This window comes from Mycobacterium sp., from assembly GCF_008709575.1.
In the GTDB taxonomy this organism is placed as follows: Bacteria; Actinomycetota; Actinomycetes; order Mycobacteriales; family Mycobacteriaceae; genus Mycobacterium.
Genome location: NZ_VYIK01000152.1, coordinates 1 through 1,408 on the forward strand (window position 1 = coordinate 1; position 1,408 = coordinate 1,408).

1 protein-coding gene is annotated in these 1,408 nt (G+C 62.9%); it reads right to left on the reverse strand.

Translation table 11 applies throughout. The features are described from left to right. The coding region (locus F6Q13_RS17430) for an IS110 family transposase (RefSeq protein WP_293059229.1) at positions 1–1,103 on the reverse strand (1,103 nt) is incomplete at its 3' end. Positions 1,104–1,408: the final 305 nt, after the last annotated feature.

Consider the following 1,408-nt stretch of genomic DNA (forward strand, 5'->3'; position numbering starts at 1 on the left):
AGGCAGCCATGCAGGATGCCGACGAGACGGTTGGCGAGCTGGCGTAGTGCAGCGTTGTAGCTCAGGCCGCGGTCGCGTTGTTTGTCGTAGTAGGCGCGTGCCCCGGGTGAGACACGTAGTGCGGATTGGGCCTGGAGGATGAGGGCGTCGATGAGCCGGTCATTGTGCACGAACCGGGCCAACACGACCTTCTTCTTCCCCGAGGCGCGGGTGATCGGGCTAGTGCCGGCATAGTTCTTGCGGGCCTTAGCATCAACGTAACGCTTTGGGGCGTCACCGAATTCGGCGAGCACCCGGGCACCGAGCAACGGTCCCATGCCGGGCTGGGACATGATGATCTCAGCGTCCGGGTGCTGGCCAAAATGCTCGGCCACTTGCTCTTGCAGGACCTTGATCTGCTCGTTGAGAGTGACCAGCACCGCTACGATCGAGCGGGTCGTGGCAGCGTAGGCGGCTGTGATCACCTTGTGGCGGCCGAGTTGTTCGCTGCGCAAAGCATCCTGGATACGTCTGGTTTTGGTGTCGATGTCGCGGCGGCGGGCGCGTTTAAGCGCAGCCCGGATTTGACCGCTGGTCAGCGTGGCCGCCGCCGCTGGTTCTGGCGCCTTGCTCAACAGCTCAAGGGTGTCCCCAGCGTCGAGGTCGTCGAAGGCCTCCAACGCGGCTGGGAAATACTCTCGCAAACCGTGCCGCAAACGCAGCACATGACGGGTGCGTTCCCAAATCATCGTCTTATGGGCTCGAGCAACCACTTTGATCGCCTCAACCTCAGGCGTGTCGGCCGCGACCGGGCGCAGCTGATGGGCATCGGTGCGCACCATGTCAGCCAAGGTATGTGCGTCAGCTGGATCGCTTTTCGCCCCAGAGACACTGTGGCGTTCCCGGTAGCGGGCCGCCTGCAGCGGGTTGACCACGTACACGGTGTAACCAGCGGCCAGCAACGCAGCAACCCACGGGCCGCGCTCGGTCTCGATGCCAACCAGCACGTCGGCTTCATCGGCGTGCTCGCCGAGTTGCTCGGCGATCATCGCGTGCAGCCGGGCGATCCCGGCCACACCTTCGGGTAACCGTGCTTTGGCCAGCTTGCGCCCGGCGGCGTCCATCAATTCGATGTCGTGATGATCCTCGGCCCAATCATCTCCCACGTAGAGCAAAACCAATCCTCCTGTCGATCAACAACAACCGATGATTCGGTAACGCGCGGGAGAACTGTCAGCAACCTAATGAACGAGTGCTCACGCCCCACGGGGCGGGCACGACATCCCATCAGCGATCCCTTCTCCCGAGCCAACCGGCGGGGGCAACGATCTCACATCAGGACTTGGAGTCCAGGCACCTAGAGTGCTCACCCACCGGCCGCTACCGGTAGCGAGTCTGCCCGATGACTGACCCGCTAGTTCTCATTAGG